The sequence below is a fragment of the Bradyrhizobium icense genome (assembly GCF_001693385.1).
GTDB classification, from domain to species: Bacteria; Pseudomonadota; Alphaproteobacteria; order Rhizobiales; family Xanthobacteraceae; genus Bradyrhizobium; species Bradyrhizobium icense.
On record NZ_CP016428.1, the window covers coordinates 1046043 to 1069008 of the forward strand.

23 protein-coding genes are annotated in these 22966 nt (G+C 60.1%); 15 read left to right on the plus strand and 8 right to left on the minus strand.

Annotated elements, in window-relative coordinates; all coding sequences use genetic code 11:
* Nucleotides 1-16: 16 nt before the first annotated feature.
* Complete coding sequence (locus tag LMTR13_RS05025; RefSeq protein WP_065726928.1) at nucleotides 17-847, minus strand: aldo/keto reductase; 831 nt, start codon at nucleotides 845-847, stop codon at nucleotides 17-19.
* Between the two features lie 389 nt (nucleotides 848-1236).
* Between LMTR13_RS05025 and LMTR13_RS05030 the strand changes: the two genes are divergently transcribed.
* Nucleotides 1237-1602: a hypothetical protein gene (locus LMTR13_RS05030; protein ID WP_236843281.1), complete on the plus strand. Its 366-nt coding sequence runs from the start codon at nucleotides 1237-1239 to the stop codon at nucleotides 1600-1602.
* 534 nt (nucleotides 1603-2136) lie between these two features.
* Here LMTR13_RS05030 and LMTR13_RS05040 read toward each other — a convergent pair.
* Nucleotides 2137-2904, minus strand: coding sequence for a TetR/AcrR family transcriptional regulator (locus LMTR13_RS05040; RefSeq protein WP_083218724.1), 768 nt, complete (start codon nucleotides 2902-2904; stop codon nucleotides 2137-2139).
* A 573-nt stretch (nucleotides 2905-3477) separates the two neighbouring features.
* Between LMTR13_RS05040 and LMTR13_RS05045 the strand changes: the two genes are divergently transcribed.
* From LMTR13_RS05045 to LMTR13_RS05055, 3 genes are all read left to right on the plus strand, one after another.
* On the plus strand, nucleotides 3478-4437 hold the full coding sequence (locus LMTR13_RS05045) for an endonuclease domain-containing protein (protein WP_065726929.1): 960 nt from the start codon (nucleotides 3478-3480) through the stop codon (nucleotides 4435-4437).
* A 658-nt stretch (nucleotides 4438-5095) separates the two neighbouring features.
* Nucleotides 5096-5674 carry a hypothetical protein gene (locus LMTR13_RS05050; protein WP_065726930.1) on the plus strand — a complete coding sequence of 193 codons (579 nt, stop codon included), beginning with the start codon at nucleotides 5096-5098 and terminating at the stop codon, nucleotides 5672-5674.
* A 406-nt stretch (nucleotides 5675-6080) separates the two neighbouring features.
* Nucleotides 6081-6668, plus strand: coding sequence for a hypothetical protein (locus tag LMTR13_RS05055; RefSeq protein ID WP_065726931.1), 588 nt, complete (start codon nucleotides 6081-6083; stop codon nucleotides 6666-6668).
* 118 nt (nucleotides 6669-6786) lie between these two features.
* Here LMTR13_RS05055 and LMTR13_RS05060 read toward each other — a convergent pair whose 3' ends face one another.
* On the minus strand, nucleotides 6787-7893 hold the full coding sequence (locus LMTR13_RS05060; RefSeq protein ID WP_236843282.1) for a hypothetical protein: 1107 nt from the start codon (nucleotides 7891-7893) through the stop codon (nucleotides 6787-6789).
* A 106-nt stretch (nucleotides 7894-7999) separates the two neighbouring features.
* Between LMTR13_RS05060 and LMTR13_RS38665 the strand changes: the two genes are divergently transcribed.
* Nucleotides 8000-8236 carry an addiction module antidote protein gene (locus LMTR13_RS38665; protein ID WP_083218725.1) on the plus strand — a complete coding sequence of 79 codons (237 nt, stop codon included), beginning with the start codon at nucleotides 8000-8002 and terminating at the stop codon, nucleotides 8234-8236.
* A 1-nt stretch (nucleotide 8237) separates the two neighbouring features.
* On the opposite strand, the gene LMTR13_RS05070 is transcribed toward LMTR13_RS38665, so the two are convergent.
* The 3 genes from LMTR13_RS05070 to LMTR13_RS43260 form a co-directional block, all read right to left on the minus strand.
* Nucleotides 8238-8588 carry a type II toxin-antitoxin system PemK/MazF family toxin gene (locus tag LMTR13_RS05070; protein WP_065726932.1) on the minus strand — a complete coding sequence of 117 codons (351 nt, stop codon included), beginning with the start codon at nucleotides 8586-8588 and terminating at the stop codon, nucleotides 8238-8240.
* Nucleotides 8585-8839, minus strand: coding sequence for an antitoxin MazE family protein (locus LMTR13_RS38670; protein ID WP_083218726.1), 255 nt, complete (start codon nucleotides 8837-8839; stop codon nucleotides 8585-8587). Before LMTR13_RS38670 ends, LMTR13_RS05070 begins: the two co-directional genes overlap by 4 nt.
* A 78-nt stretch (nucleotides 8840-8917) precedes the next feature.
* A complete protein-coding gene (locus LMTR13_RS43260) occupies nucleotides 8918-9580 on the minus strand; it encodes an HGGxSTG domain-containing protein (protein ID WP_335622064.1) in 663 nt (220 codons plus the stop codon).
* Nucleotides 9581-9876: 296 nt separating this feature from the next.
* Between LMTR13_RS43260 and LMTR13_RS05085 the strand changes: the two genes are divergently transcribed.
* From LMTR13_RS05085 to LMTR13_RS05125, 10 genes are all read left to right on the plus strand, one after another.
* Nucleotides 9877-11220, plus strand: a complete 1344-nt coding sequence (locus LMTR13_RS05085) for an ABC transporter substrate-binding protein (protein ID WP_065726933.1) — start codon at nucleotides 9877-9879, stop codon at nucleotides 11218-11220.
* A gap of 81 nt (nucleotides 11221-11301) precedes the next feature.
* Nucleotides 11302-12330, plus strand: coding sequence for an ABC transporter ATP-binding protein (locus LMTR13_RS05090; protein WP_065726934.1), 1029 nt, complete (start codon nucleotides 11302-11304; stop codon nucleotides 12328-12330).
* Nucleotides 12327-13262, plus strand: a complete 936-nt coding sequence (locus tag LMTR13_RS05095) for a carbohydrate ABC transporter permease (protein ID WP_065726935.1) — start codon at nucleotides 12327-12329, stop codon at nucleotides 13260-13262. Before LMTR13_RS05090 ends, LMTR13_RS05095 begins: the two co-directional genes overlap by 4 nt.
* Entirely contained in the window at nucleotides 13262-14116 is an 855-nt protein-coding gene (locus tag LMTR13_RS05100) for a carbohydrate ABC transporter permease (protein WP_083218727.1), read from the plus strand. Before LMTR13_RS05095 ends, LMTR13_RS05100 begins: the two co-directional genes overlap by 1 nt.
* Before the next feature lie 26 nt (nucleotides 14117-14142).
* Nucleotides 14143-14355 (plus strand): hypothetical protein, encoded by a 213-nt coding sequence (locus LMTR13_RS05105; protein ID WP_156795439.1) that lies wholly within the window; start codon nucleotides 14143-14145, stop codon nucleotides 14353-14355.
* 552 nt (nucleotides 14356-14907) lie between these two features.
* Nucleotides 14908-15042 (plus strand): hypothetical protein, encoded by a 135-nt coding sequence (locus tag LMTR13_RS43125; RefSeq protein ID WP_257784725.1) that lies wholly within the window; start codon nucleotides 14908-14910, stop codon nucleotides 15040-15042.
* Nucleotides 15043-15249: 207 nt separating this feature from the next.
* The gene (locus tag LMTR13_RS05110; RefSeq protein ID WP_065726937.1) at nucleotides 15250-15624 is read left to right on the plus strand and encodes a response regulator transcription factor; all 375 of its coding nucleotides are present in this window, start codon (nucleotides 15250-15252) and stop codon (nucleotides 15622-15624) included.
* Nucleotides 15625-15644: 20 nt separating this feature from the next.
* Nucleotides 15645-17750 carry a 3'-5' exonuclease gene (locus tag LMTR13_RS05115; protein WP_065726938.1) on the plus strand — a complete coding sequence of 702 codons (2106 nt, stop codon included), beginning with the start codon at nucleotides 15645-15647 and terminating at the stop codon, nucleotides 17748-17750.
* A 52-nt stretch (nucleotides 17751-17802) separates the two neighbouring features.
* Nucleotides 17803-18072: a hypothetical protein gene (locus tag LMTR13_RS05120; protein WP_197521005.1), complete on the plus strand. Its 270-nt coding sequence runs from the start codon at nucleotides 17803-17805 to the stop codon at nucleotides 18070-18072.
* A gap of 3 nt (nucleotides 18073-18075) precedes the next feature.
* Complete coding sequence (locus LMTR13_RS05125) at nucleotides 18076-20850, plus strand: ATP-binding protein (RefSeq protein ID WP_065726940.1); 2775 nt, start codon at nucleotides 18076-18078, stop codon at nucleotides 20848-20850.
* A gap of 31 nt (nucleotides 20851-20881) precedes the next feature.
* Here the strand turns inward: LMTR13_RS05125 and LMTR13_RS05130 are convergent, their stop codons facing one another.
* Both LMTR13_RS05130 and LMTR13_RS05135 read right to left on the minus strand, forming a co-directional pair.
* On the minus strand, nucleotides 20882-22258 hold the full coding sequence (locus LMTR13_RS05130) for a DUF294 nucleotidyltransferase-like domain-containing protein (protein WP_236843283.1): 1377 nt from the start codon (nucleotides 22256-22258) through the stop codon (nucleotides 20882-20884).
* A gap of 443 nt (nucleotides 22259-22701) precedes the next feature.
* On the minus strand, nucleotides 22702-22959 hold the full coding sequence (locus tag LMTR13_RS05135; RefSeq protein WP_065726942.1) for a hypothetical protein: 258 nt from the start codon (nucleotides 22957-22959) through the stop codon (nucleotides 22702-22704).
* Nucleotides 22960-22966: the final 7 nt, after the last annotated feature.

Genomic DNA, 22966 nt, shown 5'->3' on the forward strand with positions numbered 1-22966 from the left:
GGGTCGACGGGCTCATCTAGTCAGGCGAGGCGAGGTCGGTAAGGTCTTCTTCCGTGAGAATGACATCGCCGGCAGCAGTGTTTTCTTCCAGGTGACCGATAGAGCCGGTGCCGGGAATCGCGATCATTGCCGGCGAGAGAATCAGCAACCAGGCCAAGGCAATCTGGTTGATGGTTGCTCCGTGCCGGCTCGCAACCCGTGCCAGGCGGCCGTCGTCGATGATCGTCATTCCTCCGCCGAGAGGAAAGAAGGGGCTGAAAGCGATATTCCCAACCTCGCACGCCTTCAATAGCCAAAGGTCTCCGCGCTGGACGAAGTTGAAGTAGTTCTGTACGGCGGCAACCGGGGCGATCGCGCGCGCTTCGGAAAGATGGTCCTTGTGGATATTGCTGAGACCGAGGTGACGGATCAGACCTTCTTCGCGCAGGGCGGCAAGAGCCTCGAAGCGTTCCGCCAGCGACTCGCCGCGTGGCGGCCTCATTTCCCCAATTCGCAGATAGACCAGATCGAGCCGATCCAGGCCGAGGTCCTGAAGGTTTTCCTCGACCAGTCGCCGCATGTCGGAGCCGGTGGCGGTCCGGTGGCTGTCGTCCCGGTTGAAAACGTGTCCCACCTTGGTCGCGATCACCAGGCTCGGCGGGTAGGGATGAAGCGCCTGCCTGATCAGGTTGTTCGCGCGAACCGCCTTGTCGCTGCTCTGGTAAAAGGCAGCCGTATCGATAAGGTTGACCCCGAGCTCGACGGCGCGGCGCAGCACGGCGCGGCCAGTGGCAGGGTCCCGGGCCGGGCAGCGAAATCCGTTAGCCGCGAGGCGCATGGCGCCGAGCCCCACGCGCTTGACGGCCATGTCACCGCCGATGAGGAATTCCGTAGCTTTGCTTGATGACACAGTATGCACTCCTAAAAAAGTTTGGCAGTGGCGCTGCCTGCATCCAAGTCTCATTGCGGACGCAATGGGTCCTATCCCCGGCTGAGCCGATGGAACTGTGTGTCAGGCCCTTTCAGTTATAATTAGATTGATTGATCTAGTCATGCAATATCAGGTGACATCGTGTCAATCAATTGTTAGATGGATCGCTCTATGTTGTCGAGCAGGGGACCAGGATCATGTTTCGGTATGGGATGCTCATTTTGCGGATTGTGGGAATGTTCTTGATGGCAGTGTAGATCATCGCGCCAGCCTGCGCGCAGCAGAGCTTCGATGAAGTGACCGGTTCGTGGTCCGGCGTGGGTTCGATGAAGCCTTCGGATGGGCCGCGCGAGCGTGTCCGTTGCAAGGTCGATTACGCAGCTAAGAACGAGGGGCGGTCCGTAAAAATGAATGTGCGCTGCGCGAGCGATGCTTACAAAATGGAGCTGACCGCGAACATTGATCAAAGGGGCTCCGCGCTTTCGGGCAATTGGTTTGAAAGCCAGTACCGCCAGGGAGGCAAGATTTCGGGCCAGAACGTCAACGGTCTAATCGAAGCGAAGATCGAGAGCGAAACGATCACGGCCCTGCTGACGGTTCGGACAAAAGGGAACCGTCAATCGTTCGCTATGGAATCGCCCGGGGCGTGGGTTTCACAAGTCTCGATTGATCTTCATCGAGATTCTCGATGAATCCGCAACCGCCAGCGAGCAACGGCGCCATTGGAGCGGCGTATTCAAATTGAGGTCGCCCAAAACCAGTCATCAGCAGAAGAGCTGGATACGACTTTCGTGGGTGCCGCTCTGTATTCTCCTGGCAGCGTGTTCCTCGGACCCGGCGCGTCTGCCCAGCGCCACGATTAGTGCGCCGGACCTATCGAAGGTCATGGAGTCGCTGAAGAAGGCTGCCGCTGAAGCCAAGCTTGCGGAGCCGCATGAGATTTCAGCGCCCATCCGAGCCCATCCAATATCTTCGGTCCCGTGGATCATATGTCTCCGGAGCGGCGCTACGGAACTCTCAAGGAGACGCCCCTTGGCGGTCTTCTATAAGGGCAATGAGTACGTGACGACCCGAATGTCGGTGATTGTTGACCGTTGCGAGAGCCAGGTATTCACCGCACTGACGAAGTGACGGCCATAGCACGGCACTGAAATCCGTTAGCCGCAAGGCGCATGGGCGCCGAATACGACTGGCTCGACGGCAATGTCATCGGGTCTTCTCGGCGATCAAGCTCTGGATCGTGCCAGCGCCTTTTTCGTCCGACCAGGTTCTTTTCTCGCGTCTTCGAGGGAGGTCGTAAGCAGGCGAACCAGAAGCTGTTGGAGCAGGGACACGACCTTGCTCGCATCCTGCTTCGGATCCTGCAATGCGACCGCCTTCACGGCGTGGGTAAGCCCGATGATCGCGGCACCCGCGACCTCCGGATCCAATTGGGTCTGGATCTCGCCCCGCGATTGGCCGTAGCGAACTACTTCCGCCAGAAGCCCACGCATGCTTCGGTTGTGGCCGTGTACTATCTTGCCCAATTCGGGATTGCGCCTGCTCTCTGCGAGTATCTCGAAGAACAGGGCGAACCCCGCCGGCCCCCCGGGCTGTCCCTCCAGCTCCGACAGGAGGGCCGCCACTACCGAGCGCCCGCCGGAGACGATGTCCTTTAGCCGTTCCGATATCTTCTCGAGTCGCCCCTCCGCCAGCGCCGCGATGATCGCGTCCTTGCTTTCGAAGTAGTGATAGAGGTGGCCGGGGCTGATTCCCGCCTCGCCGCAAATTTCCGCTGTCGATGCACCTTTCAAGCCGCTCCGGAGGAAGCAGCGCATCGCCGCGCCCAAAATTTCCTGACGTTTCTTTTCGTGCTTCTCAGGGTCGAGTTTTCGCATAACTACTTCTTTAAACTGGACTAATTGATCTATCAACCGCTGTTTCAGCTGGAAGACCCCACGCGACGGGCCTCCCGCGCGGCCGGTCGCGTCGGCCTTCACCCCGATGAGCGACATTCGAAATGTCCGGAGTACGATCTCGTGGTAAGCGAGGCCTGCACAATGATCTCGCAAAAGAAGCTGTCTCGGGGGACAACCAGATTCTTCTCTTGGCCGCAAGCCAAGCGTCCAGGCGACCGCCTGAAACAGCAATTCGAGATGGTTGCATCCCCGGGGAAACCGGCCGAGATTTTAGGCCGTCGACTTTCCAGTTTGGGCGGCCATCCTGAAACGCCTTGAAAAACAATGAGGCGTCTCTTACCCAAACAATTCTGTAAGCCATTGAGTTCATTATTTTGTTTCGCTTCCCTAGGGAGCGCCAGCGGCCAAAGCGGCCTCAGAAATCATTTTCAGCGGTTTGCCACCCCTTGACTGTGATTGGTATGTCGGCTCCGCACGTGTAGCGCGGTCCCATTGATGATGACTTAGCGATTCCTGCAAACGTTTGCGGTTGAGCGTTGCACCCCACCAACTTCCTGCCGTCGCAGTGCAGGCTTCTGGTAAGGTGGTCCATGGTGAAGTTTGCAATTAAAGATAGTTGCCATTTGAGCCATCCATCTGAAGATTCTCGCCGGATCTGGAGTTTCCGCGATGCCGGACAGCTATGTCCTCGTCTACACCGAAGCGATTAGGAGAATTTTCGTCATTCTCTCGTCCACCTATGGCAAATTCGTCCTGACGAAGGAATGCGCCGGCGATGGCTGTGGATGCCTTGGTTGCAGGCTTCTGGCCGGGACTGTTCAAACTGCGGATGGCAATTTCCCGGTGCTCGACCTCGACGATGGGAGACAACTTCAGGAAAGACTGCTCGTCTATACATTCACTGAGCAGGGGGAAGCGTTCATTGAGGCGCTCGATAGACCACGATATGCAGACTATCGCGGACCGATCGGCAAGGCAGATCTTGATAGACTGTTCCAACGGCCGAACGCGGCAATCATTATAGGGCAGGAGGGCGACGGCACCTTCACCCACTCTTTCGTATCGTCGACTGTGGACATGAGAGTCATCTCACGAGGTTGCCGAGCTACGAGGCATTGTCCGTGCGTCGGATGCCGTATCGTGGATATGCAATATTCAGAAATGCCAGGCCACCTTGTTCCGGCAGTAGATCTATCGTCGCGCCGGGCCACGACCGATGGTAAACTGGTTTTGCCCATCTTTGTCGATGACTCTATCATATCGGCTTTGCTAAATCGTGATCCGGCCGTCCGACACAGCTTCACGCCAGACTTCTTCGACTCGCCGCTCGAAAAAATGTTCTATGAACTGGCATTCCTCGATCTACATCTGTATCCACAGCATCGTGCTGGAAAGTATCGACTTGATTTTGCTATTCCGGACAAGATGATCGCTATTGAATTGGATGGTCACGAGTACCACAAGACTAAGTATCATCGGACGCACGATGCTCAACGAGACCGGTGGCTGTACGGGCAGGGCTGGCACGTGCTTCGCTTTACGGGTACCGAGATATGCAAAGATCTTGATCGGTGCATCGACGAGATCTGCTATCTTGCCAATGTCGAAAGACTGAGCGCGCGCCGCTAGCAAGCGCAGTCCGGACGAGAGCAGCGACATCCGGGGATGATCTTAGGCGATCCGGTCGTGGGCCCACCAGCACTGTCACCGTAATCTCCCGTGCAAGCGAATGCGGGCCCCGTTCCCCACGTTTGTCTTTTCCTTGCAATCAAACGCCGTGGAAGGACAACGCGACGGAAAGACCACCGTCACCATTACACTCGACAGCGAAGTCTACACTGTCCGCAGCGACCTCGGCCTTGGTTGCACTCTTGGAAAGGCGAATCGCATCGGACGCGCACAGATTCGCGTTTGATACGAATGACTTAGGCAGGTGATCACGACGTGACTACTTGTGTGCACTCTTTTGCCGAGAGCGCGCATAAGAGGCAAGCCATTGATTCAAAGAACGTTTCCCAAAACCACGCGAGCGAATTTGCAATAATTTGACAGGCGTAGCACCAATACGTTGCTGACCCTTCGGGCTGGTTCTCGAGATTTCTAAATGGAGAACCACGCCCAATGCCCAATCCTCGTTTTGAAGTTAAGACCTTCGGTGCCCGCATTCGGGGAGAGGGAATTGCCGGGATCATCGGCGCCATCATTGCCCTCTTTCTACTCCTGCTATTTTCTCCGATACTGATGACATGGATCTCCTCGGCAATCACTCGCTTGGGGTCAATTTGATATGGGACTTACGATTGCGAGCCTGATTAAGGCCTATAAAACTGACGCTGAGTCGACTCACCATCAACTCAGTCATGCGGTGAGAATTGATCGAGAGCGTTATCTGAGTCGGATTGACCGACAGTACGGCGATCATCTTGTCAGCAACGTCACGAGCCGCACTCTGGTCAGCTGGCACAAGGGTTGGGCTCATGGGCAAAAGTATGCGACGGGCCAAGCATTCATTGGACAGCTTCGCGCCCTCTTTCGCTACGGATTTTTGTATCTCAGGGACGATGATTGTCGGCGCCTGTGTGGCGTGCTCGACAACATGAAGTTCGCGACGACCAAGCCACGCGATGCTCGACTAACTTCCGCGCAGGCGGATGCGATCCGATCAGAGGCTCGAAAAATTGGGTGGTACTCAATCGCGCTGGCGCAAGCATTTCAATTTGAGCTGATGATGTCCCAAAAGGATGTGATCGGTGAATGGCTGCCCGCCATGGAAGCAGTTGGCCCGGCCAAAGTTGTAGAGGAGGGTTACGTTTGGGGCGGCGGCCTGTTCTCAGGCATCCGACGACCACGCGCGAGGGGTGCATAGAGGTTGATTTGACCAAGGCTCCCTCTGTGTTCGAAGAGTTGGAACACTCAGTTTATGCATATGAGCGAAGCAAACCGATCTCGCGCAGTTATTTTCCCAAGTCCGGTCCAGTGATTCTCTGTGAAGCCACAGGAGTGCCATTTAGCGGTCCGGAGTTCCGTAAGAAATGGAGACGGACAGCGACTCGGGTTGGCGTCCCTCCGTCAATCAAGAACATGGATAGTCGCGCCGGTGTAACGATCGTCGAGATCGCGGGAAGAAACTTCAGTTTCTTTGAGCGGCCGAGGCCAGGACAGCTCTGAGCGAGCGGCGCATCATCGGAACAGGGCAGGAATTACGGTGAACGAAACTCTCACCCGCAGTTGAGTGCACTGTCGCCGTAATCTTCCAAAAGAAAGGAAGCGACTTGATATACGAATATTCTGCGCAGAACCACGATTGGGATCTGACGCTTCATGCCGCCGCCGAACTGATCAAAGCGGGTTTGATAGCAGATAAGCAGCCAAGGGCTGGTACCCTGTCGATGGGCTTTTCCTTCTTTACCGGAGGGATGGTTCTGTCTTTCGCCGCAATCGAGAGCTTTTCGGCATCGGTTGCTTTCTCGATGCCCTCGCACGAGCGCTTCTCAGGTTTCGACTTCCAGCGTTATCGCAATGCGCGGCGGTTCTGGGACAAGATGGAAATGCTGATGTCCGCTGCTGGCATCGAGATCAATAAAGGTAACCGGCTATTCCAGCATATTGGGCAGATGCAGGAATGGCGTAATCTAGTGACACACGCATCGCCTTACGAAATCGAACCAACCGAGATCGAGAACACAACAAGTGCTCCCAGCAAGCTGCACGAGAAGAAAAGGCGCCTTGAATACACGAGAATGGCCGATTGTGAGAATGCCAAGAAGTTCTACGGAACTGCTCTTGAGTTCATCAACTTGGTCACAGATCGGACCAGCATAGATCCTCGCGCTTCAGCCACATTTAAGCCGACGGCATAAGGTGATGGCGGAGAGGGCCAAAGGCTGACGTCGGCGAGGCGCAGCCCGCGATTGCCTGACGAACGTCGCGGGACAAGCAGCCTCACGGATGCGCAAAACGGCAACTGTCCCTGGAAAGCTATCGCGCCGCCGTCACTCGCAACGATTTCCTCGGAGCCCGTTCGGGGCTCGATCCCGGATCCGCGATCGGGCGGCGGTAGGTCGCGACGCGGCGCAGCCAGCCGACCTCGAAGACACGGTTGGATGGAAGGTTGCGAACCCTCTGCTGCAGGACGAACTGCGCCGCATCGGCGAATTCGGCGCGCACGGCCTTCGGATCGGCGGTCACGCCGTTCATCCTGAGCAGCACCTGCTTGAGACCCCAGCCCTGCCGCCGCCCGGTCTCGCTGTTCATGGCGACTTCGTTCGGGTTGGTGCCCTCGCCCTTGAAGTTGATGTAGTCGATCAGCGGATAAAAATTCTCGGAGGCGCGAACGACGCGCGTGAACTGGATGACGATATGTTCGCGCTCCGTGCCGTCGGGCGTCGTCTTGAGGATCTTCTCCATCGCACCTTGCGCCCGCGCCACCATGAATTGCGTCTGCTCCGCCACGGTGTCGAGCAGAAACTGCCTCAACTCTTTCATCTGCGGTGAGTTGGCGTTCCTCCTGAACTCGGCCCGGCTTGTCCACGGGTTGGCCGGAATTTGCGTCTGGTCCAGCCAGGCGGGCAAACGCACGTTCTTCTTGCGCATGAATTCGAGCAGGGCCGGAAAGCTCTCCTCGAAAGGCAGCCATTTGCCGACAGGAAACCAGATGAAATGACCGATGCCTAAGGAAGCGAATTCCTCGTTCGCATTCCATGACGTGATCGCATCACGTCTTCCGCCTGTTTCATTCAGCCAGATCTTCCGGCCGATCTGCTTCGCCAGATCGCCCGGCAAGACGAGCTGTGGTACAGGTAAATCCTTGGCCTCGTGACTCGATTTCCGTGCTTCCGGCATTTGAACGGCAGCTTCCGGCGCTGGCTTCTGCACCTCAGGCTGCCGCAGGACTGTTTCGGATGTCGCGGCCGGCGCGGCTGTTTCCGCCCATGCCGTTTGTGTCGCCATGCCAGCGACGACGACACACGAGAGCAGCAATGAGTCGCAAGCAAGCACCTTCGCGCTGTACTGTCCGGGTTTCGCTTGCCGTGCCGTTCTCCTGCCGCTACCCGCACGCCAGCGGCCAATGAAATCACCGCCCATGTCCATTTTCCGAAGGCCAGCCTGACGGGAAGGGTCGTGCGGTCGAACAACACGATGCGTATGGCGAAATCGTGGGGGCATAGCGGCGGCCCGGTGCCGTCGCAACATGGGCGACAATCCTGCGCTCAAGGCGATGGGTGACGTGGCCAAGGCGCGCGGCATGGCGGAGGTCGCGAAGGCGTCCGGTCTTGGCCGGGAAAGCCTCTACAAGACGCTGGCACCGGGTGCCAAGCCGCGTTTCGAAACGATTGCCACCATCATGCGGGCGCTGAATGTCGGGTTTTCAATCGAAAGCAGGTTGCCAGTGCGAGCGAAGAAGGCCCGCAAGCTGATACAGGCCTAGCTCACCGCTTTTTGCTTCTCGGAGACGTTGCCAGTCCGAGGAACACGAGCAATGCCTGATTGAGGCGCAAGACATCCTCATCGTCCAGGCGCCCGACGCGTGTTCCGATTTTGGATTTCGGAACGGTGGTGATCTTGTCCACCATGAGACGGCAAGGCGCGCGCAAGCCGTTGCGCTCATTCGGCGCGACAGCGAGCCGGAAGAGCGGTGCATTCGTCTCATCTGTCGTAAACGCGCAGATCGTGATGGAAGCAGTTGCGTCGAAACTGTCGTCCTGAACGATGACGACGGGCCTCGCCTTGCCCGCATCGTGTTTACCGCCCGCCACAGTCCAGATGTCGCCGCGCTTCATTCATTTCCATCCACATCATCACTGAATGCAGAGACGGAATCGATGAACGCCTGATCGTCGCGGCCATGAGAACTGGCGGCAACGGCAAGCGACTGACGGTGCGCAGCCGAACGAAACGCCGGCGCACGTACGTCCGGGACCCAGATCTGGATCGGGCGTAGTCCTTGCCTGCGCAGCCTTTCACGATGCTCCCGGACCTTCACTCGGGAAGGCTTCGCACGGGAAGACCCAGGCTTCGATGCCGACGCCATGACAAATTCCTCGAATGGTTACATGTAACCTAAGTGATGGAAAAGAATCTGACAAGGCCATCCTTTGCGACGGCTCACTCACCTCATCTCTTCCAGCAGCCTCCGCGCTTCACCCAACAACGCCTGAATCTGCCTTCGCTCGGCGATCGCATCCCTGGTGAACAGGCCGTGCTTGCGCGCGTTCTGGTTTGCCTTGAGCGCGCCGGATCCATGTGCACCGCCGTGCATGCGGCAGCGCTTCTTGCCTTGCACGGCCGGTGAGCGGCACGCGCCACTGGCGCGGGTTTTGGCGCCACAACGTGGGCTCGCCAGCATCGGGCCGGTGTTTCTGATGTGATCGCTCATGCCTGTGCTGCCTGCTTGGCGACAGCGGAAGGGGGCCTTCGCCTGGAGCCCGCGGCCTTCCGTGCCTTCCGCGCCGCGGATGCCGGGTTTTTGTCGGACACGATCACGCGCATGCTGCGTGACGTTGCCGACAATGGCCTTGCCGCCGTCGCCGACCGACACGTTCTGCACGGTGATCGCTGGCTCGCCATGGCTGCGGTAGCGGTTGAGCGCCTCGATCTGGGCTGGAAACGTGCGGGCGAGCCGGCCCAATGCGCGGGCGGCGCTGTCGTGCTGAGCGAGATCGTCCGCATTCGCAAGGTGATGGGCACATCGCATCGCCATCACATGAACCGAAACCATTTGCGCCACCAGCATGGCCTCGACGGAATCCCGTGGGCGAATGCTCTTCACCATGCGCGCGGTCGATCGTCGAGGCGGGGCGCGTGACACGGTGGAGGGCAGCCCACATCAGAGACAATAGACGTGTTTTGCTGCGCCGCAGCAGGTGTGGCTGCGACCGCCTGTTGCTTGTCAGCAACCGGCGAAAGGCGCATCCTCGACACGTAAATTAATTTGAGCAAGTCCGGAATTATCGGTTGGCACTGCCTGAAGGCCCGTCCCGTTCGAAGGACGCGCCGGAATGAAAATGACCCCGCAGCCAAGGGGTCTCGAGCGGCAAGTCCGCTTACGTACCGATAGGGAGGACATCCATGGAAAGCCAGAAACCTCATCGTGGGCTATCGCGCCGCGATGCGATCATGACGGCGACTGCCGCGGGCGTCGCCGCAAGTATCGGCCCGTTCTTCCATGTCACGCCTGCACGGGCCGCCAAGACACTGAAAATCCTGCAATGGAGCCACTTCGTCCCCGGTTACGACCGGTGGTTCAACAACACCTACACCAAGGAATGGGGCAAGAAGAACGACACCGAGGTGATCGTCGACAACATCAATCTTGCTCTACTCGAGTCGCGCGCCGCAGCAGAGGTGTCCGCCCAGAAGGGCCACGACCTCTTCATGCTCCTCATGCCGCCTTCGGTGTTCGAGGATCAGGTTGTACCCATGAACGACGTCTATGCTGAATGCGAAAAGGCGAGTGGCAAGGCGATCGAACTCGGCATCAAGAGCACCTACAACCCGAAGACCAAGCAATACTTCGCCTTCTCCGACAGCTACGTGCCGGACCCGGTGAACTACCGCACCGATCTCTGGGGTGACATTGGCATGAAGCCGGACACCTGGGACGACATCCGTGTCGGCGGCAAGAAGATCAAGGACAAGACCCGTATTCCGGTCGGCATCGGTCTCTCCGCCGAGATCGACACCGGCGTGGCCATGCGCGCGATCATGTATTCGTTCGGCGCGCATGAGCAGGACGAGGCCGGCAACCTCACCATCAATTCCAAGAACACGTTGGAGGCCCTGCGCTTCGTTAAGGGACTCTTTGAGGACTGCATGACGGCGGAAGTGCTGGCTTGGGATGCCTCCTCCAACAACCGGCAGATGCTCGCCGGCCGCTCCTCGCTGGTGCTCAACGCCATCTCGGTGACGCGCACCGGAGAGAATCAGAAGATGGCGATTCACGAGAAGATCGCCGTTGCCAAGGCCGCCAAGGGTCCTGTGCGTCGCATGGGCCTCGAGCATGTGATGGACTGCTACGTGATCTGGAAGTTCGCGGAGAATATCCCGGGCGCGCAGAAATTCCTGGTCGACTACATTGCCAACTTCAAGGAAGCCTTCCTGGCCAGCGAGTTCTACAACTTCCCGTGCTTCCCTCAGACCGTGCCAGACCTCAAGCAGCTCATCTCCCACGACAAGAAGGCGGTGCCGCCGGACAAGTACGCGGTGCTCGAGGACGTGCTCGATTGGGCGACCAACATTGGCTATCCCGGCTACTCCACTGCGCCCATTTCCGACACGTACCAGACCTGGCTGCTTAACACCGCCTTCGCCGAGGCGGCGACCGGCGCCGAGACGCCCGAAGACGCCTTGAAGAAGCTCGATACCAAGATGAAGGCGATCTGGGCAAAGTGGAAAGAGCGCGGGATGATCTGATCGCGCGCGCATTGTGATCGGCGGGGCCCGGCGGCGGCCCGGCCTCGTTCGACGCCGACGCGAGAGAGCCGAGAGGCATTCATGGCGACGGTCGAAGCACGGCACATATCGAAGCATTTTGACGAGGTGCGCGCGGTCGACGGCATCGACCTCCTCGCGCGCGAAGGCGAATTCCTCGTCCTGCTCGGCCCCTCCGGCTGCGGCAAGACCACGTTGATGCGGCTCATCGCCGGACTCGAACAACCGACTGCGGGCGATATCGTCATCGACGGCAGCGTCGTCACCGACCTGCCGCCGCGCGCGCGCAATGTCGCGATGGTGTTCCAGAGCTACGCGCTGTATCCGCATCTCACGGTCGCGAAGAACATCTCGTTTCCGCTGCGCGCGGTCGGCATGCAAAGGGACGCGATCCGCAAGAAGGTGGAATGGGCCGCGCGCATGTTCGGGATCGAGCGCTTCCTCGATCGCAAGCCGCGCCAGCTCTCCGGCGGCGAACGTCAGCGCGTGGCGCTCGCACGCGCGGTGGTGCGTGAACCGGTGGTGTTCCTGCTCGACGAGCCTCTGTCCAATCTCGACGCCAAGTTGCGGAATTCCGCCCGCGACGAGCTCAAGCAGTTCCAGCGCGACCTCGCCACCACCACCATTTACGTCACCCATGATCAGGCTGAAGCCATGGGGCTCGGCGATCGCATTGCAGTGCTGAACCAGGGCAAGGTGATCCAGATCGGCACGCCGCAGGAGATTTACGGCAAGCCGATGGACACCTTCGTCGCCACCTTCATCGGCTCGCCGCCGATGAATCTGGTGGAGGAGGGCGCCTTCTATGTCGGCTTTCGGCCGGAGGCGTTTCTGCCGCGCGAGGTAGGTAATTCGGACGACAGCATCGGCTTTCCCTTCCGCGTCACCCGCGTCGAATATCTGGGCGCCGATCGGCTGGTCTACGGCGTGCTCGAAGGCCGCACGGCCGAGGCGCATGTGATCTCGAAACTGCCGAACAACATCCGCGCCGAAGTCGTCGCAGGCGAGCGCTACGATTTCGTGGTGCGCAAGCGCGAGATTCATCGCTTCGACCGGAACAGCGGCCGGCACATCGACGGGAGCGGGCGATGACGACGGCAACCGCTGACGCCTTCACCGCGAAAGCGGGCTGGCGCACGCGGCTTGCCGACAACGAGCGCCTGTTGTGGCCGCTGATGCTCGCGCCAGCGATCCTCTACATCGTATTGCTGGTCGGCTTTCCGTTCTTCCTCTCGCTGTTCTACAGCGTCTCCGATGTCACCGTCGGCAGCCGCAGCATGAGCTTCGTTGGTCTGGAAAACTTCCGCCGCGTGCTGGCGACCGACACCTTCTGGACCTCGCTCTGGAACACGCTCATCTTCACCATCGTCTCGCAGTTCTTTGTTCTTGTCTTCGCCAATATCCTGGCAATGGCGCTGTCTGCCGATTTCCGTGGCAAGTGGCTGGTGCGCCTTCTGATCCTTCTGCCGTGGGTCGCCCCGATCTCGCTCGGCGCGATCGGCTGGCTGTGGATCTACGATTCGATATATTCGGTGATCAACTGGACCGGGCAGGCCTTGCGCATCCTCGGTCCGAATGACTGGCCGATCTGGCTTGGCCAGCCCAACCTTGCGATGGCCTCGATCATCATCGTGCAGATCTGGCGCATCGTGCCGCTCGCCACCGTGATCCTGCTTGCAGGGCTCACCTCGATTCCCCAGGACATCCATGACGCCGCCGCTGTCGACGGCGCCGGCTTCTGGCGCCGCACCTTGCAGATCACATTCCCGCTGCTGCTGCCGATCACGCTCGTCGCCGTGCTGTTCGGGATCATCTTCACCTTCACCGATATGATCGTGGTGTTCTTGCTCACCCGCGGCGGCCCTTACGACCAGACCCAGGTGCTCGCGACCTGGGCCTTCTTCACCGGCATTCAGGGCGGCGATCTTGCGGGAGGTGCGGCGGTGTCGCTGTTCCTGTTCCCGGTATTGGTGGCGGTGGCGATCGTGTTCCTGTTGCTTGCGCGGCGTTCGGAGGTGACGTGATGGCGCGCCGTCCGTTCAAGCTGGTGCGCATCGCCAGGGCCGGCGGCCATGCCAGCGTCCTGGTCTTCTTCATCACCTTCCTCGCATTTCCGTTCTATTGGATGCTGATGACGACATTCAAGACCACCATCGATCTGCACGACGTCAGCAAGAACCCGTTCCTGTTCAACGAGCCGCCGACGCTTGAGCATCTCGCCGTGCTGTTTCAGGACACCCAGTATCTGCAATGGCTGATCAATACCGGCGCGGTGGGGGTCGCAGTCGTCCTCATTACGCTTGTACTGGCGGTACCGGCGGGCTACGCACTCGCGCGCATGACCGGCCCCTGGGCGCAGACGCTCGGCATCGCTATCTTTCTAACCTATCTCGTGCCGCCGACCATCCTGTTCATCCCGTTCGCGCGCATCATCGCGACGCTTGGCCTGCAGGATTCGCTTTGGTCCTTGGTACTCGTCTATCCGAGCTTCACGGTGCCGTTCTGCACCTGGCTGCTTATGGGATTCTTCAAGGCGATCCCGCGCGACCTTGAGGATGCGGCGATGATCGACGGGCTTTCACGGCTCGGCGCGTTCCTCAAGGTGGTGATGCCGATCTCGCTCGCGGGCGTGCTGACCGCAGTTATCTTCGCTTTCACGCTGGTGACGCAGGAATTCGTCTACGGCGTCACCTTCATCACCTCCGCATCGAGCTACACCGTCAGCGTCGGCGTGCCGACCTTCCTGGTGCGCGGCGACGTCTATTTCTGGGGCTCGATGATGGGCGCCTGCTTGATCGCAAGCGTTCCCATCGCAATTATCTACAATCTCTTCGTCGACCGCTTCGTGGCCGGCTTTACGGTGGGGGCGGTGAAGTAGGGCGGTGGCGCATGTCAGGCGCGAGCATGTCGGATCAGGAACGCGAACTGCACGAGGTGAATGGCTGCCTTGAACTTCTTTTCACCTTGCGCTCGGAATTCGCGCAATGGCTGGGAGAGGCGCGGGACGGCTCCGCGCGCGAAGCGTTGGAGAATGTCCTGGGGCATATCGAGGCGCTGGAACGCGAGTACCGCACGCGTCAGAACGAACTGCGGGAGCATCAGGCTACGAGATCCTAGCTCGCCGACCCGCGAGCGCGGACGGCCGTCCTCAATCTGAGAGCACGATCGGCAGCATGGCTTGATGGCCGCGCAATGAGGCGCTTCTTACCCCAAACAATTCCGTAAGACATTGAACTCATTGATTTATCTCGCTTTCCTAGGGTTTCTCGTCGCTCCATGATGGTATTCATAGGTCGCCGGTCCTGACCATCGGGCGACCGGTGTTGAAGCCGCTCGCTGCCAAAGATGAACCGCGGCTGGCCCGCGTTTTCGAAGGCGCAAGCGTTCTCGCGGTGCAGCAACCGGCGGAAACGAGCCTTCCTGCAACGTGCGACGTCCAACGAAGTCGAACCCGTGCGGCTGCCTCGCACGCACGGCACCGCAGCATGCTGCCGGATGCTCAGGATTCGTAATAGGTTAGGCAAGGACAAACAGGGGCGGAGCATGTAAAGTCAGTTCGCGCGACCTTGGAGGCCAGCAGTCTGGCTTGCTGCACGATCGGGGGTCGCTGCGTCATCGGGCGGGCTCGGCTGAGGTTTTGGGAGGGCGAGAGCGAAAACGGAGGAACCGATGAAAAAGGACATCTGGCAAGAAAACAAAGAGCGCTACTTCGAGTGGAATCCTATCGAAGGCCTCGGTGCCAAGTTCACATGGGCTGCGATCGGGGCAGTTGCGGCTGTCATCGCCATGTACCTGCTGCGCTAGAGCGCGATGGGATTAGATGGACTTGCGATCGCGCTCCAGGTTTTGATTGAACATGATCTTTTCGGCAAACCGGTACCCACCCCCGACCACGTCGAGGGCAAGCTCTTCGGGATCATGCTCTAGCTAACTGGCGCGGAGTGGGACGGAGCGCACTCTTCGCTTGCCGCGCTCTCGTGCGGTCGAGCAAGGCGACCCCTGGAGGATGCAATGGCGCAAAGCGTGCTCGTGGTCGATGACGAGGCCAACATCCTGCTGTCCCTCGAATTCCTGATGAAAAAGGCCGGTTACGAAGTTCGCCTCGCCCGTGACGGCGAGGAGGCGCTCGCCGAGATAGGCAAGACGCGGCCGGATCTCGTGCTCCTCGATGTCATGATGCCGAAGCGCAACGGTTTCGACGTGTGCGAGGCCATCCGGGCCAATCCGGAGTGGCGGGCGGTGCGTGTCATCCTGCTGACAGCCAAGGGCCGTGACATCGAACGCGAAAAAGGCCTGGCGGTGGGCGCCGACGACTACATCACCAAACCGTTCTCGACGCGCGAGGTCGTGGAACGGGTTACCGCTTGGATCGGGCCGGCCAAGTAACCGGGCAACAAGGGCGAGCGATGCAGGCTGCCGTTGCGATACCAATCCTCCTCGCAGCATTGGCGCTCGCCGCCTTCGCTGTGTCCGGCGTTGCGCTGTGGCAGGCGGTGCAACTTGGCGGAGCGGTCGGCGTTTACATGTCCATCGCATTTGCCGTCGTCGCCGCTTTGGTGGCGCTGGCTTGGGCTCTGCTGCATGTCAAGCTCCTCAAGCCCTTGGCCGCTCTGAAGCGGGAACTGCTGATGCAGTCGCAGATACGCGTCGATCGACCGCTCGCGGTCGATCGCGGCCACTTGCTCAATGGGCTCCCGACGGCGGTCGACAAAATACTCGGCACGCTCCGAGCTGCGCGTGGCGAGACACAGGAGGCCGTTGATGCTGCCACGCGGCGAGCGGAGGAACAGAAGAGCCGGCTCGAGGCCATCCTGCTCGATCTCTCCGAAGGTGTGATCGTCTGCAATCTCGAGCACCGCATACTCCTCTACAACCAGGCTGCCGCCCGGATACTCAACGCGCGCGACACGCTTGGGCTTGCCCGCTCATTGTTTGGCGTGCTGACGCGAGAGCCCGTGCTATTGACGCTTGAGCTGCTCCTGCAACGGTCAGAGGACGCAGCCGGCGATGAAGCCCGGTCCACCGCAGAATCGACGCTCGATTCCACGACGCGCCGCTTCGTCTGTGCGTCGGTCGACCTTGCTACTTTGCTGCAGGCGAGGCTCAGCCTGGTGCGCGAACCTTCGGGCCGCGCCTCAGGCTACGTGTTGACCTTTGCCGATGTCGGCGCCGAACTCGAGAACGTGGCCCAGCGCGATGCGCTCTTGCGTGAGGTCGCCATGGAATGGCGACGGCCACTTGCAAGCTTGCGCGCCGCCGCCGAAATGCTGGCGGGAGAGCTCGAAGCGGGCGAGCGCCGCGTCTTTCAGGACATCGTTGGCAAGGAGATCGGAACCCTCGATCGGAGCTTTGCCGACGTTGCGCAGCGTTACGAACGCCTTGCGACGGGTCAGTGGCCGTTGGCCGACATTTACTCGCTGGATCTGTTCCGCGCCGTCCGCAGGCATTTGGCCGACGCCGACGGCATCCAGGTCACCCCCGTGGGCGTGCCGGTCTGGATTCATGCCGACAGCCACTCGCTGGTGCTTGCGCTCGAGCATCTCATCCGCGCCGTTGCCAGGCACACGGCGAAAGCCGCCTTCGATATCGGCGCCGTGGTGCGAGGCGAGTACGTCTACGTCGAGGTGGTTTGGGACGGCGCACCGCTCGCCTCGGCGATTATCGAAGCCTGGCTGGCGGAGCCGCTGAAGGGCACGATCGGCAACCGCACGGTCCACCAGATCGTGGAGCGACATGGCAGCGAGCTATGGAGCCAGGCGCTGCCAGAGGGGCGCACGTGCCTCAGATTGCCGCTAAGGAAGACCGAGCAGCCACGCGTCCCGGAACGGTTGGACCGCGTTGCGCCGATGCCGGAGCTATATGACTTCGACTTGTTTGCTCCTTCGACTGAGGCAATCAGGGACACGCCGTTGCACAAGCTCAACCTGGTCGTCTTCGACACCGAGACCACCGGCCTCAGGCCCAACGAGGGCGATGAGCTCATCTCAGTCGGCGCGGTTCGTGTGGTCAATGGTCGCATCCTGACGGGCGAGACCTTCGAGCGGCTGATCAATCCGAGCCGCGTTATCCCGGCCAGCACCACGCGAATTCACGGCATCACCACCGAAATGGTGCGCGACAAGCCCCCTGCCCATGTCATCTTGCCACAGTTCAAGTCCTTCATCGGTGACTCCGTGCTCGTCGCCTACAACGCCGCGTTCGACATGAAATTCCTTGAGAACGGAGCCGAGCAGGCAGGCGTCAAATTCGACAACCCGGTGCTCGATGCCCTGCTTCTGTCCATGTATCTGCAGCCGGATGTGTCCGATTTTTCGCTGACCGCCACTGCCGAACGACTGGGTGTCGAGGTCATTCGCAGGCACACCGCAATCGGCGACGCCATGACCACGGCCGCGATCTTCGTGAAGCTCCTGGATCTGTTGAAAGCCCGCGGGATCGAGACGCTCGGTCAAGCCGCCAGGATCTCAAGCCGGATGATGGAGCAGCGTCGTCAGCAGGCACAACTTACATGATCGCGCGCCGCCGAGGCAGCAACGCAGCGAGGAGCGCATAGAGGTGACACACATGCCAAGGCGAGGATTGGTTGCCGAGCGCTTGATCGGCTTGTTCCTGTTCGGTTTGCTGCTGCTCACACCGCCGTTGATCGGCGCCTTCGATAAGGCCACCTTCGTGGGTGGGATACCACTGCTCTACCTCTATTTGTTTCTCTCCTGGGCGTTGCTGATCGCCCTCACGGCGTTGATCGTCGAGCGGCCCGACCCCGACGAGGAGATTGCCGAAAGCGAGCCTGGCGCGGATCCCGACCAAGTCACCAACCGCGCACCGCGAGGGTGAGCCATGCTGGGCGGGTACGTCATAGTCACGGTCTCCTTCCTCTACCTCTCGATCCTGTTCGCCATCGCCTACTATGGTGACCGCCGCGCGGATCAGCGTAGGAGCATTATCGCGAGCCCCTACATCTTTGCGCTATCCATCGCCGTGTATGCCACAGCCTGGACCTTTTACGGTAGCGTCGGACGGGCTGCGTCCTCGGGCGTCAGTTTCCTGCCCATCTATCTTGGCCCGACGCTGACCTTCATCCTTGGCTGGTTTTTGATCCGCAAGATCATCCGCATCAGCAAGGTCAATCGCATTACCTCAATTGCCGACTTCGTTGCGTCGCGCTACGGCAAGAGTTCCTTCCTGGGCGGGCTGGTGACTATCATCGCGGTCGTCGGCATCATGCCGTATATCTCGCTGCAGCTGAAGGCGATCTCGACGAGTTTCGCCGTGCTCCAGCATTACCCGGACATCGTGATGCCGGCCAAGCTTGGCTCGACTCCGGTCTTGCAGGATACAGCGCTATACGTCGCGGTGATCATGGCCGCATTTGCCATCTTGTTTGGCACGCGGCACATCGACGCCAGCGAGCGTCATGAGGGCATGGTGGCGGCGATTGCCTTCGAGTCGGTGGTCAAGCTGTTCGCTTTCCTAGCGGTTGGGCTATTCGTCACCTTCGGTATCTATGGCGGCTTCGGCGAAGTGTTCTCGCGCGCGGCCACCGATCCAGCCCTCGCGCGTCTCTTTACGCTCGAGGCAGCCGGCGGGTACACGAGCTGGATTTCGCTGACGCTGGTCTCGATGGCAGCCATTGTCTTGCTGCCGCGCCAGTTTCAGGTGCTGGTGGTCGAGAATGTGGATGAGCGCCACATCAAGAAGGCCATCTGGCTGTTCCCGCTGTACATGCTGCTCATCAACATTTTCGTCCTGCCGATCGCTTTTGGCGGGCTCCTCCACTTTCCCGGAAATACGGTCGATGCCGACACCTTCGTGTTGACCGTGCCAATGGCCGAGCATTTTTGGACCATCGCGTTGTTCGCATTCATCGGCGGCCTCTCCGCGGCAACGGGCATGATCATTGTCGAAACCATTGCCCTGGCCACCATGGTGTCGAACGATCTCGTCATGCCGCTCCTCTTGCGTTTCGGCCGCCTGCATCTCTCGGAGCGCAAGGATCTGTCTGGCCTCATGCTCGCCATCCGCCGCAGCGCCATCATCTTCGTGATCCTGCTCGGCTACGCGTATGTCCGGTTGATCGGCGAATCTTACGCGCTCGTCTCCATCGGGCTGATGTCATTCGTCGCCGCCGCACAGTTCGCGCCCGCTATCCTCGGCGGCATCCTGTGGAAGGGAGCGACCCGCCTCGGCGCGCTGGCTGGAATGAGCGCCGGGTTCCTGGTGTGGATCTACACGCTGCTGCTGCCTTCGTTCGCACGATCGGGGTGGATCTCAGAGAGCTTTCTGCAGGATGGCCCGTGGGGGCTTGCGCTGTTCAGTCCCTATGCGTTGCTCGGGCTTTCCGGTCTCGATCCCGTTGCACACGCCCTGTTCTGGACCATGGCGGTCAATGTCGGGTTGTACGTTGCTGTGTCGCTTGTGACGACGCAGACCATGATCGAGCGCAGCCAGGCCGTACAGTTTGTCGACATCTTCAAGCAGCCATCCGAGGGCGCGCGCATTTGGCGTGGCACGGCCACCATTGGCGACCTCCGTCGCCTCTCGAACCGCTTCATCGGTGAGACCCTGACGGAACAAGCCCTCCAGCGCTTCGAGCGCGACCGAGGGCGCCGGCTCGACGATGCGCATGCGGCGGACGCGGACATCGTGCATTACGCGGAGCGGCAACTCGCCGGCGCCATTGGTGCGGCCTCCGCGCGGATCATGATCGCCTCAGTGTTGAGGGAGGAGATGCACGACATCGACGAGGTCATGCAGATCCTCGATGAGGCTTCTCAACTCGTTGTCTACAGCCGTCAACTGGAGGAGAAGTCGCAGCAGCTCGAGGCTGCGACGGCAGAGCTCAGGGCGGCCAACGAGCGGCTCAAGGAGCTCGACAAGATGAAGGATGACTTTGTCTCGACGATCAGCCATGAGTTCAGGACACCGCTCACCTCGATCCGCTCCTTCAGTGAGATCGTGCACGACAATCCGGACATTCCCGTCGAGCAGCGCAAGATGTTCCTTGGTACTATCGTTCAGGAAACCGAGCGGCTGACCAGGCTTGTCAACGACATCCTCGACCTCGCCAAGATGGAGGCCGGCCAGACGGATTGGCAACTGGCCAGGATCGAGCCAAGGAAGGTGATCGACAACGCGCTCGCCGCAACGGCCGGCCTCTTCGCCAAGAACCCTCGCATCAAGCTCAAGTGTCGCGTGGCCGAGGACCTGCCGAGGATTCTCGTTGACGCCGACCGGATCACGCAAGTGCTGGTCAATCTGATTTCCAACGCGGTCAAGTTCTGCGACAAGGACGATGGTTTGATAACCATTGTGGGGCGAGCAGAAGCGGGATCCATCCTGGTCAGTGTGCGTGACAATGGTGTCGGTATCGCCAAGGAGGATCACAAGAAGATTTTCGAGCGCTTCCGCCAGGCGGGTGACACATTGATCGGCAAGCCGCAGGGCACCGGTCTGGGGCTGCCGATCAGCTTGCATATCCTTGAGCGCTTCGGGGGCACCATCTGGGTCGAAAGCGAACTCGGCAAGGGTGCGACTTTTTTCGTCCGCATCCCCTCGGCCGCCGCTTCGGCCGAGTTCCTCCACTCGGCCACCGCCGCTCGCGAAATCACTTGATCGCAACGTGGCGAGTTGCGCGCCAGCTAGTTCAGAGCGAGCGTTCCGCGAATTCCATATTCAGTGTTGCACGCAGGTTTTCGATGGCGCGGAAAGACGCCACGAGATGTTTGTTTTCGCGTGGTGAGAGATCAGCCACGGGGACATAATTGGTGATCTTGCGCCCGGCCTTGAAGTCCTCCAGCTGCTGGCGCAGCAGGAGACGGGTTATATGCCTGAACGCGTCGGCAAGATCCTCATGGTCTCCAGCGCTGATGGCTCCCTTCTCCTTGAGGCAGTCAAGCCGGGTGAGAGTCGACGTGGCCGGAATGCCGGCTTTAAGCGCAAGTAGCCGCGCACCCTCCACGAGCGGTAGCGTTCCACGAAGCTTCAGGTTCACCACACCCTGCCGATCCTCCCCATGGTACTCCTTGCGCAAGCGTCCGAACCAGCCGAGAGCCACCTTGTGTTCGGCTTCGATGGCGAACAGGTGTCGGAGGAACTGAGGGTACGCCGGTGTTACTGCAGTGACGTGGGTGCGGAGTTCGCTTGAGAGTGCGGGATCGCCGAACGCATGACGGAAATCGAAGAAGATATCGCAGTTCAACAGCATCTCGGACTCGCGCCGCCTGATCCAGTTGTCGATCTGCCGGCGCCAATCCGACAGGCTCTTGCGCCAGACGGGATTGGTGGCCATGACATCGCCGACGCAGAGGCGAAAGCCGATCGCGTCAAGCATCCGCGTCATGCGCTCGGCAAGCTCCAGAAAATATGCGTCCGCACGCTTGCCTTGGCCGCCGACGTCGTCAGCGAGGATGAAGCCATTGTCCTGGTCGGGCGCCAGAAAGTTTTCGCCGCGCCCACCCGACCCCATGATAATGAGAGCGAACCGCGCAGGAGGCTCCCCCCAGCCGTCGTCGCGCATCGCCGCTTCGACCAGCCTCAAGACACGTCGGTGGATATCGTTGTTGATCTCCGTGAGCAGCGACTGCACCTCCGGCGCCGGAACGTTGTTGTCCAACAGTGCGCTGGCAAGCTGGGCCTGCGCCTCCTTTATGAGGTGCAGGCCCTCGACGCTCTCCTCGTGCGTGAGTTGCTCGATGAGCGACATACTCTCGCTCGACAAAGAGGCGAGCGCTTCGTCCAGGGCGAGCATGCCGATCATCGCTCCGCTCCAGTCCACGACGGGGACATGCCGAAGCTTGCTACGGCGCATCAAGGCGACCGCCTGGAAAAGGTATTCGTCGGCCCCCGCCACGACGACCGGCGACGTCATCACCGACTCGACGCCTTGATCGGGCTCCGTACGCCACGCGATCCGACGCACGACGTCTTGTTCCGTCACGATGCCCCTGGGCCGGCCCGCGCCATCGATGACGACAGCGCAGGACGCAGGCGTCGCCGTCATCAGGCTTACGACCTCGCTCACCGTCGCGCTCGGTGCAACACGCACAGGCGGCGGTCGCATATGGTCGCGTACGAGGCGCCGGAAAATCTCGGTTTGCGTACTCAATGGTGGTTTGCTCCGTGGACCCACATGCTCCAGGCACGATCATCAGGCCACGATTTGAACCTACCACTACGCGGTTCGCGCTTATGGCCTCCGGCTACAGTCTAGATTATATTGTAGTTCACATGGGAGTTCGAAGTCTTGTTCTGGGTGGCGCGCCATGGCTCTGGACGCTCGGAATTTTCACGGTTTCAGCTAACGGTCCACTCTGTTTTGGCCGGGGGGAGCGCCACTATCTTTGATGCAGGTTTGTCACGCCGCACCTAGCTGGTGCTGAAATGTGTCAGCGACCGATCGCCCGCTGGACACCCAGCTCTCGCCGTCCGCGACTGCTGCGCGCTCCGTGGTTCCCGCGATTGGCGCTACTGCGGCTGATATCCCTCAATGCGCGTCAGCAGTTGTTCTTCCAGCCCGGCCCGGCGCTTTTTGAGCCACTCAACTTCCGCCTCCTGATCAGCTTCCGCCTCGTAAACCTTAAGGAGATCAGTGACGCGGCAATATTGGTGGCAAAGCGCGTCGAAGGTTCCGTCCGTCGCCGCCAACCGGCGCACCACCTCTTCATCCTCGGAGAACCTCGCCAGCAATGGCCGGATGCACTCCACGATTTCGTTCGTTCCCATCGCTCCT

What these genes read in the sequence shown, in the direction of transcription:
- LMTR13_RS05135 (WP_065726942.1), bottom strand. Translation starts at nt 22,959, where the DNA reads ATGGGAACGAACGAAATCGTGGAGTGCATCCGGCCATTGCTGGCGAGG.
- LMTR13_RS05085 (WP_065726933.1), top strand. Translation starts at nt 9,877, where the DNA reads ATGGAAAGCCAGAAACCTCATCGTGGGCTATCGCGCCGCGATGCGATC.
- LMTR13_RS05045 (WP_065726929.1), top strand. Translation starts at nt 3,478, where the DNA reads ATGCCGGACAGCTATGTCCTCGTCTACACCGAAGCGATTAGGAGAATT.
- LMTR13_RS05060 (WP_236843282.1), bottom strand. Translation starts at nt 7,893, where the DNA reads ATGGGCGGTGATTTCATTGGCCGCTGGCGTGCGGGTAGCGGCAGGAGA.
- LMTR13_RS43125 (WP_257784725.1), top strand. Translation starts at nt 14,908, where the DNA reads ATGAAAAAGGACATCTGGCAAGAAAACAAAGAGCGCTACTTCGAGTGG.
- LMTR13_RS05030 (WP_236843281.1), top strand. Translation starts at nt 1,237, where the DNA reads ATGAAGCCTTCGGATGGGCCGCGCGAGCGTGTCCGTTGCAAGGTCGAT.
- LMTR13_RS05100 (WP_083218727.1), top strand. Translation starts at nt 13,262, where the DNA reads ATGGCGCGCCGTCCGTTCAAGCTGGTGCGCATCGCCAGGGCCGGCGGC.
- LMTR13_RS05025 (WP_065726928.1), bottom strand. Translation starts at nt 847, where the DNA reads ATGGCCGTCAAGCGCGTGGGGCTCGGCGCCATGCGCCTCGCGGCTAAC.
- LMTR13_RS05090 (WP_065726934.1), top strand. Translation starts at nt 11,302, where the DNA reads ATGGCGACGGTCGAAGCACGGCACATATCGAAGCATTTTGACGAGGTG.
- LMTR13_RS05125 (WP_065726940.1), top strand. Translation starts at nt 18,076, where the DNA reads ATGCTGGGCGGGTACGTCATAGTCACGGTCTCCTTCCTCTACCTCTCG.
- LMTR13_RS05040 (WP_083218724.1), bottom strand. Translation starts at nt 2,904, where the DNA reads ATGTCGCTCATCGGGGTGAAGGCCGACGCGACCGGCCGCGCGGGAGGC.
- LMTR13_RS05050 (WP_065726930.1), top strand. Translation starts at nt 5,096, where the DNA reads ATGGGACTTACGATTGCGAGCCTGATTAAGGCCTATAAAACTGACGCT.
- LMTR13_RS43260 (WP_335622064.1), bottom strand. Translation starts at nt 9,580, where the DNA reads ATGGTGAAGAGCATTCGCCCACGGGATTCCGTCGAGGCCATGCTGGTG.
- LMTR13_RS38670 (WP_083218726.1), bottom strand. Translation starts at nt 8,839, where the DNA reads ATGGCGTCGGCATCGAAGCCTGGGTCTTCCCGTGCGAAGCCTTCCCGA.
- LMTR13_RS05070 (WP_065726932.1), bottom strand. Translation starts at nt 8,588, where the DNA reads ATGAAGCGCGGCGACATCTGGACTGTGGCGGGCGGTAAACACGATGCG.
- LMTR13_RS05120 (WP_197521005.1), top strand. Translation starts at nt 17,803, where the DNA reads ATGCCAAGGCGAGGATTGGTTGCCGAGCGCTTGATCGGCTTGTTCCTG.
- LMTR13_RS05115 (WP_065726938.1), top strand. Translation starts at nt 15,645, where the DNA reads ATGCAGGCTGCCGTTGCGATACCAATCCTCCTCGCAGCATTGGCGCTC.
- LMTR13_RS05110 (WP_065726937.1), top strand. Translation starts at nt 15,250, where the DNA reads ATGGCGCAAAGCGTGCTCGTGGTCGATGACGAGGCCAACATCCTGCTG.
- LMTR13_RS05105 (WP_156795439.1), top strand. Translation starts at nt 14,143, where the DNA reads ATGTCGGATCAGGAACGCGAACTGCACGAGGTGAATGGCTGCCTTGAA.
- LMTR13_RS38665 (WP_083218725.1), top strand. Translation starts at nt 8,000, where the DNA reads ATGGGCGACAATCCTGCGCTCAAGGCGATGGGTGACGTGGCCAAGGCG.
- LMTR13_RS05095 (WP_065726935.1), top strand. Translation starts at nt 12,327, where the DNA reads ATGACGACGGCAACCGCTGACGCCTTCACCGCGAAAGCGGGCTGGCGC.